Source organism: Grimontia marina, from assembly GCF_900060185.1.
Lineage (GTDB): Bacteria > Pseudomonadota > Gammaproteobacteria > Enterobacterales > Vibrionaceae > Enterovibrio > Enterovibrio marinus.
The window spans coordinates 69035-76534 of record NZ_FIZY01000027.1; the positions used below are offsets into that span (position 1 = coordinate 69035).

A 7500-nucleotide genomic window follows, 5' to 3' on the forward strand; every position below is an offset into this window, starting at 1 on the left:
AATGGAAAAAGCATGTCGGGACTGAATCACTACGGCATGAATTCAGCTCGTCTCCCGACATGAAGCGGTTACAAGTCCCGAAGAGACGCCTGGGTTTGTGTTCCTTTGGCGGCGTCGACTTCGTAGTTAATCATGTCATGACGAATGACAGGTTGATTGAATTCAGCTTTTTCCTTGGCGCGTTCCAGTTCGCTTTTTGACTCGTGTCCGAACAGGGTTGATATCACTTCTGCTGCAGGCGTGGTCAGGATAAACAGCTCGATGCGGCGGTTTTCCGCAGATTCAGGATCACTGGTGTTCAACAGTGCTCGGTCAGACATGCCAGTCACTTGTAAGACGCGGGAATCCGGCATACCGCCTGCCACCAAGGTTTGACGGGCGCGGTTTGCACGGCGGGAAGAAAGATCCCAGTTCGATGTGGTACTGAAGGCTTTCTTGAACTGGGTGGCGTCAGTGTGGCCACTGATGATCAGCGGGTTCTCAACTTGGTGGAAAACCGGCGCCAGTGCCAGCAACAAATCTTCAAAGAAGGGCGTGAGTTCTGCGCCACCGCGGCTAAACATGTGCTGCCTAAAATCGTCCTGAAGCACAATACGAAGCCCTTGCGGCGTGACAGTCACATTGACGTTGCCTGACGCGTTCACCTGATGCGCCATTTCTTCAATCAGCTCAGCAAGAAGGGTTAAACGTTCCTGAGTGTCGAAGGTACCGCGGATCAGTGAATCGGTTTCTGGGCCATCTCCATCGCCCTGAAAGAAAGAGCTTTCGGTATGGTTGGAGTTTTGCTGACTTGGCACCGAAGAGTCCGATGCCAAATCAATCGGGGAAATGCTCTGTGAAGAGTCAAACGGGTTGCCGAAGCTCTTGTCGAACACGCTGGCGCTGTGCAGGTTTGCCATGATGGCTTTACGCTCCTCTTTATCGACGACCTGCATCACCCATAACACAAGAAACAGAGCCATCAGCGCAATCATGAAATCCGCAAAAGCGACCTTCCATGCACCGCCATGGTGTTCGTCGTGCCCTTTGTGTTTGGCGCGCTTGAATACCACATGTTCTTGTCTTTGCATTATCCCTCCTGTTCAGCCAGCCACTTCTCCATTTGGTTAAAGGTGGGTTTAATGTCCAGCTGAATGTGTTTACGGCCAGCGTCAATCGAAAGCAAAGTCGGCTTTTTGGCCACGTAGGCAACCAGGGTGGCGCGTACGCATTCATAAGCTGACATTTCGCGTTTCACGCGTTGAGCCATGGCATTACTGGCGGGGTCCAGACAGCAGTAACAGCCGAAGATCCCCAAAAATGTACCGACGAGAGCAGCAGCAACGTGATAGCCAATCATTGCGATGGAACCGTCAATGGCGCTCATGGTGATGATGATGCCGCCAACTGCTGCGAGAATACCGAAACCTGGCAGGGCTTCCGCAGTGCGCTGCATTGAACGCGAAGGCAAAAGCAGGTCTGTTTCAATGGCATCGATTTCCTGTTCGAGCAGCCCCTCTAATTCATGAGGCGACATTTGTCCCATCGCCATTAAACGTAAATTGTCAGTAATGAAAGAAACGAGGCGATAATCTTGGGCAACCAAGGGGTATCGGTTGAAAAGTGTACTTTCAGAGGGGTTTTCAATATGTCGGTCGAGGGATTTGAAACCACCGCTACGCACGGTTTCCAGCAGGACCTGAAGCAGTGCCATCAGCTCCATGTAATATTCCTGCTCGTTGCGTGGACGACGCAAAACACGCATAAACTGTATACGCATTTCTTTCAGTACTTGAGGCGGGTTACCGATGATCAGCGAGCCCAAAGCTGCTCCTATGATGATCATAAATTCAGCAGGCTGCCAGATGGCACCGAGTTTACCGCCTGCCATCACGTAGCCGCCAAATACACCCACCAAAACAATGATGGCTCCTAATAGTTTTTGCATCCTAGACTCCTGGATTCAGTGATCCTATTCAGACAGAAAGTGGTTGAGTTGCTTCAGTGCCTGTTTGTGTAACTGGCAAATGCGTGGTGGTGTTAAATCCAGTACCAGCGCGATTTCGTGAAGGTTGAGGTCGTGTTGATAGAAAAGGGTTAGCAGCAGTTGATCGCGCTTGGAAAGTTGGCTGAGGGCCGCTTCCAGACTCATGCGGTTTTGTTCATGTACCGTGGCGTCGTAGTGGGAATCGAATTGGCCATCCGCGCCGTTTTCTAAAAGCTGATCCAAGCTCTGCATTTCCCCGGCGAGTGACGCATTCAGCCGGGCATGGTAGTCCTTCTCGTCGGTCCCGAGTGCTTTAATGATCTCCGCATCCGTAGGTGGCCTGCCGAGTGCCCGGGTCAGATCACGTGTAACGTCATTGAGTTCATGTGCCTGCTGGCGGGTTTTTCGTGAACGCCAATCCAGACGGCGAAGCTCATCCAGAATGGCCCCACGGATACGGCATACCGCAAATGCAGGGAAGTGTGGGTCGTCAATATTGCCGTAGCGTCTTCCAGCTTCCAGAAGGCCAATCAGTCCGATTTGCTGCATGTCTTCGATGCTGCAATGGGTATTGGCATGGGCGCGCAGTTGGTTAACCACGCGCTTGACCAAAATCTGGTGCTGTTGGAGCAGTTTGTTCTCGTCGACAGGTTGTGCCGGTACACTGGCGACCTCTGGCTCGGCATACCCTTCTTGGTAGGTCATATCCAACATGAGCGCTCCTTACTGAACCACGTATTTAGTCAGCAGCACATCGTCGATATCACGCACCAGATCTGTTTTTGCAAAGGCTAAGAGCAGGGTGTCTTTCACCTCTTTTTGCAGCGTATCGATCGCGCCATCTTGCTGCAGGTCGTCATAGTGCTTGTTAGCGAAAAGTCTGAGCAGCGCGTTTTGGACCACAGGCATGTAGTCGTCAATGCTCGCGATACGATCGGGATGACGGGTTTCGACCGCCAGTTCCAGCATCACAAAGTGTGTTTGGCGATTGCCCTTCACGGAGAGCACGATCTTCTCGAGCTCATGGAAGCTAGGGCCATTTTTTGGCTCGTCCTGTTCAAACAGGAAAGGGAGAGAGAATTTCTCAAACAGTGACTGTTCAACCGTTTCTGTTTGCTGCTGGTTTTGCATGTACCAAAGTCCACCCATCACTGTGCCTGCTGAAACCAGTGCGCTGGTGACAATCATTGCGCCAGAAAAGACGAGTAGTTGTTGTTTTGTCATGACTATTTCCTCGTGGAGTGATCAGGCTTGGGTGTTGAGCCAATGGTCGCCGTAAGTGGTTGAAGAGTGGGATTCGTTATGAATATCGCGGGCAGCGAAAACATGGAGATCGTCGTCAGCATGCGATTGGCGGGAGCGGCCGCTTTCACCGTCACCGACGTTCACGTCTACATGCACAAAGTTCTGGTTCTGGAGTTCGGCGCGAAGGCGCTCGGAAATCTGAACCAAAGCTTCACGGGTAGCGACAGCATTCGCGTTGATTTGCACACTCAGGCGGTCGCCTTCAACGCGCACGAGTAAATCAAGCTTGCCGAGATCAGGTGGGTCCAGGCGGATACGTGCTTCCTGCATATTTTGCTGAGCCTGCAGCGTGACGCGATCCTGTAAGACCTGCATCATCTGCTCGCCCCATTTGCCTTGCGATGTATCGACTTTTACGGCGGCCCACTCCGGGCTGACAGCAATAGAAGTTGTCGTGTTTGTCGGCTGATTAATGTTCGCTTGAACTGACGTGCTCACACCCATTTGAGGCAGATTGTTAAGCACCTGCTGCAAGTTTTGTTGCGCTGAGGGTTCCAACCCAGCTAATGAAAGCTGGGCAGGTTTAATCGCGTCAGTATTTACCAGCGTTGGTTGTTGCAGGGTTTGGGTCGTTCTTGAATCAATCAGGATGGCTTGTACCCGGGCTAGACCGCGCATATCACCCTTGAAGGCTCTTTCTTCTCCGTCAGCCGTTTGCAGAGGCATACCCAGTTCGGCCATCTGCTTTGGGGTTTGGCTGAGTGTTGGGTTAATTGGGTTCAAGAGAGCAAGGTCTGCGGGATTTAAACTTTCAATTAACTCGGCGTGTTCATCAAGGCTTTTAGCCTCAGCGGTGAATGTCGGCAAGGCCTGACCTAAAAGAAAGGCATGCGTTGAACCTGACTGCGGGTTAAAGCCAATCGACGCCTGTATGCGAGCTTGGCTTTCTCCCATGTTGCTCGTTTTCTGGGTATGTACTTGTGTCAATGACGTCGAAGTTATCATCAAAAATCCATAGTCATTGTGGTTTGGTAAGCTTTGGCACGCTCTTGTTGGGACTGAATGGATTCCAACTCTACTTTTGTCGTGTTAATGGCTTCGTTTAAGGTGCGAGATGCACGTTGATAAGTCGCTTTGAGGCGATCAAATTCAGGTCGCAACGCCGGATCTTTAAGGCACTCTGGGTGATGTTTGAGTATCTCCCTCACTTTAAGATCCAGCTGCTTTAGCGCTTGCCAGTCTTTTAATTCGATGGCTTTCTGGGTTCGCTGTGTTATCTGCCGTATCAGCGCGACGGTAATGCTAGGATTGCTGGCCAAAATTCATCCATCCTTCGCGAATGTTGCCCATTACGCGTTCAACGTTGGTGAGCTTGTCCACGTCGTTATTCAGGCTCGCCTGATACAGCTCCATTTGGCAGAAGTCGTAAAGCTGGTGGAGGTTTTGCGCGACCTCACCGCCTTTCTCGTCATCCAATGCGCTGTCGAGGCCAATCAAAATGTTCATACATTTGCTGATGCTGGTACCTTTTTGCGCCAGCCGGCCAGCGGTAATGTGGCCGCGGGTGCGTTCCACTTCATCCAACAGGCCATCAATGAGCATCACCACCAACTGGTGAGGGGAAGCGGAAGCGGCCTGTGCATCCAAGTCCACTTGCTGATAAGAGTCATAGCCAGAGTCCATAAGCATAAAAAGTTCTCCTAACCAAACATCGACATGGTTTGGTTCATCTGGGTCATGATGTTGTTCATCTGGGTAAATTGTTTGAGGTAGCGGTCGTACGCCATGTCGTACTTGCGCTCGAGTTGGGCTTGCTTGTCGTCAATGCGGTCGATGTTGCTTTGCAGCGATTCTTTGCGTGAGCTGAGCAAGCCGGAAGAAAACTTGAGATAGGGCTCCATCATAGAGTCGATAGAATCGAGCAGGTTGCCTTTGCCGTTAAACATCTGCTCTAGGGCAGCACTGTTATTCTTCTGGGCTTCGGTGAACTTGTCGTTATCCAGTTCCATCTTGCCTTCACGGTTAATGCTGATACCTACATCAGCCAGTCGCATCCCGTTGAAATCGCCACGTAGAATGCCGGATAGCTGGCTTTCGATGGAGCGGAGTGTTGGGTCGTTGGCTAATGCGCCACGTTTCTGATCTTCACCGCCCAACGCCGTGTGTTCATCCAAAGCGGTGATAAGCGTGTTATAGGCCTCAATGAACTTGTTGACCTGCTCTTTGGTTGCTTCAGCATCTGCTCCGACATTCAAGCCAATCGCCGCATCTCCGGTGGTTTGCGCTTTAGTGACTGTGATATCTACGCCATCAATGATGCCTTCAAAGGTGTTGCTGGCATTGGTCAGCTTGAGGCCAGAGTTTTGTGCGCCCAGCCAAATGACTGCGTCTTTTGGCTCTGTGATTGTGTTGAGGTTGGCAAATCCATCTTCAAACCAGGCGGCACCGGTGCCCGTCGCACTGACTTCAACACGGTTTGCCGCGGCTGTTTCTGTGGATGAAAGCATCAGGTGGGTTTGGCCATTCGAGCGGACCAGCGTGGCATTCACACCTGGATTGGTGTTGTTGTTGATGGCTTTGACCAAATCGCTCATGGTGGCCTTACCGTCACCGTCGGTATCAACAGTGGAGAGGTCAATCACCATTTGTTCACCGTTTACGGTGAAAGTGAGTTCGCCAGTGGTGGGGATTTCAGTGTTGGCATCCATGTCCGCTGGCATGCCTGCCGAAGCTTGATGCGCAGAGGCAATCTGCTCAACAAAAATCTGGTAGCTACCACTCAGCGCATTGGCATCCGCACTCGCGGAAAAAAAACCATCCTGCGTGGTGGTTGCGGTGTTCTTGATGATGCTGCTGCCCGTGCTGTTCATGTCGTTCACTGCATTGCGGAAATCTCGCAGTGCCGACTCCACTTTGCCCAGTGCAGCAATTTGCGCTTGATACTTATCAGCCTGCATTTGGTAACGCATCTGGAAAGGTTGAACGTCAAAGGTCGCCAACTGCGTTGCCATTGTGATTGGGTCTAACGAACTCATGGGTTTGCTCCCTGTGCATCAGGTCAATGCGTTTTTGTATGAACAACAAATCGCAAGATGTATGCCATTGATTAGTGCTAATAAAAACAATGAATTAGCACGGTTATTTATAGAGGGCGGAAGCAACATTTCCTTTGTGGGGTTCCGTCGCTTCCTGTTGAAAAAGGGATTTTTCCTAACAGCTATCTCATCAAATAACCTGAAGATGCAGGATACAGCGAGTTTGACTGGCGTTGTGTTCGCGGCGTTCCTTTGTAGGTGTCGTCACCTCCATCAAAAAAGAACAACAAAGAGCACGACGTCAGTCAACTCGCCCGAAGGGAGGCCTTCAATGCGCCCACTTCATCGTTAAATTCCACGGAAATAGAACGACTATTCCTCGCGAAATTTGCCTCGAATTGAACGCATTGATGACCTCTGAATGCGAGTATCTTCAGGTTGTTTGGGTATAAAGGCGACGAAAAGTCCAAAGGTATTAAGAGGTTAAGCGCATAGAAATGTGATCTTGAGTCAGAGAATGATGCCTCTCGGGGAAGCATTTCCAGATTATTCGGGAATAGACGATAGATTTTAGGGGAGCTTTTAGACGCAATAAATTCGCGAAATTTCAGATGCTTAAGGTGTATTAACTAAGCTAGGTGAATAGGTTACTTTTCTTTCAAATATATAACTCACTCACCTTCTACAAGGTTTACCATAAATGTTGCAAGCTGTTTACTGGTTTGTAGAAATTCTTTTCTTGAGTTGTCAGGGAGTCTGGAAACGACTTTCAGAAAATCTACTACATCCTGACTATGTTGCGTCCTCTGATGGTCTAGATCTTCCTCTACTTCGTCAAAGAATCAAAGAAGCGGAAAATTAGTAATAGCTGCAATGTCCTTTAGTGTAGATACTCTAAATAACTGATCCGAATAGTGCTACATTTTCGCCGTGCCGTGGCAACCTCCCGGGTACGGCGATACGTTATCCATAAAGTGCTTCACCTTCCTGAGCAATTGCCACATATGTTTACACCTGTGATTCCGAGTAATTGTCTCATGGAGAGCATTCCACAATCGTTCTATGACGTTGACCCAAGGGCAATAAACGGGCTGGAACAGCAGCCTGAACTTTGGGTTCTTCTTGAGCCAAGCCTTCGTTTTTTTACTTTTGTGGATGATGTAGTTATCCAGTATCAAGGTGACACTTTTGGCTCGGCGGTAGTGCCACTTTAGCTTCTCCAGCATGGCAATGAATAGGTCTGAGTCTTTCTTT

At 50.0% G+C, this 7500-nt stretch carries 9 protein-coding genes; all 9 read right to left on the reverse strand.

What is annotated here, in order from left to right; genetic code table 11:
• Positions 1-68: 68 nt before the first annotated feature.
• The gene (locus GMA8713_RS14730; RefSeq protein ID WP_062711334.1) at positions 69-1070 is read right to left on the reverse strand and encodes a flagellar motor protein MotB; all 1002 of its coding nucleotides are present in this window, start codon (positions 1068-1070) and stop codon (positions 69-71) included.
• Complete coding sequence (motA, locus tag GMA8713_RS14735; protein ID WP_062711337.1) at positions 1070-1927, reverse strand: flagellar motor stator protein MotA; 858 nt, start codon at positions 1925-1927, stop codon at positions 1070-1072. Before motA ends, GMA8713_RS14730 begins: the two co-directional genes overlap by 1 nt.
• A 24-nt stretch (positions 1928-1951) precedes the next feature.
• Entirely contained in the window at positions 1952-2680 is a 729-nt protein-coding gene (locus GMA8713_RS14740; protein ID WP_062711341.1) for a FliA/WhiG family RNA polymerase sigma factor, read from the reverse strand.
• A 9-nt stretch (positions 2681-2689) separates the two neighbouring features.
• Complete coding sequence (locus GMA8713_RS14745; protein ID WP_062711344.1) at positions 2690-3190, reverse strand: flagellar basal body-associated FliL family protein; 501 nt, start codon at positions 3188-3190, stop codon at positions 2690-2692.
• A gap of 21 nt (positions 3191-3211) precedes the next feature.
• Positions 3212-4216: a flagellar hook-length control protein FliK gene (locus GMA8713_RS14750; RefSeq protein WP_062711348.1), complete on the reverse strand. Its 1005-nt coding sequence runs from the start codon at positions 4214-4216 to the stop codon at positions 3212-3214.
• Entirely contained in the window at positions 4216-4530 is a 315-nt protein-coding gene (locus tag GMA8713_RS14755; protein ID WP_062711353.1) for a hypothetical protein, read from the reverse strand. The genes GMA8713_RS14750 and GMA8713_RS14755 overlap by 1 nt, the downstream gene beginning before the upstream one ends.
• On the reverse strand, positions 4514-4900 hold the full coding sequence (fliS, locus tag GMA8713_RS14760; RefSeq protein WP_062711355.1) for a flagellar export chaperone FliS: 387 nt from the start codon (positions 4898-4900) through the stop codon (positions 4514-4516). Before fliS ends, GMA8713_RS14755 begins: the two co-directional genes overlap by 17 nt.
• Positions 4901-4911: 11 nt before the next feature.
• Positions 4912-6246 carry a flagellar filament capping protein FliD gene (gene fliD, locus GMA8713_RS14765; RefSeq protein WP_062711357.1) on the reverse strand — a complete coding sequence of 445 codons (1335 nt, stop codon included), beginning with the start codon at positions 6244-6246 and terminating at the stop codon, positions 4912-4914.
• Between the two features lie 917 nt (positions 6247-7163).
• Positions 7164-7500, reverse strand: a 337-nt coding sequence (locus GMA8713_RS14775) for an IS630 family transposase (protein WP_157515497.1), incomplete at its 5' end; no start/stop codon positions are given.